1 protein-coding gene is annotated in these 235 nt (G+C 37.4%); it reads right to left on the reverse strand.

What is annotated here, in order from left to right:
- A partial coding sequence (gene zapE / locus L9G74_RS24660; RefSeq protein WP_238899079.1) for an AFG1/ZapE family ATPase occupies nt 1–193 on the reverse strand: 193 nt, incomplete at its 3' end.
- Nucleotides 194–235: the final 42 nt, after the last annotated feature.

Raw genomic sequence — 235 nt, forward strand, 5'->3', positions numbered from 1 at the left:
CTGGAGCACGATTTGATGTGGCCACTAGAATAATGCCTTTGTTGAACAAATGTCTAAACAAGCGATTTAGTACCAATGCATCTGCTACATCTGTTACCATAAATTCGTCAAGACATAATAAAATTGCATCATCAGAAATCTCTCCTGCAACCACATCAAGTGGATCTGACAACCCCTTATGCTTTTGTAGCATGCTATGTACATTCAACATAAAGTCATGAAAATGAATCCTCTT

Origin of the sequence: Shewanella electrica (assembly GCF_022321485.1) — a bacterium.
GTDB lineage: Bacteria > Pseudomonadota > Gammaproteobacteria > Enterobacterales > Shewanellaceae > Shewanella > Shewanella electrica.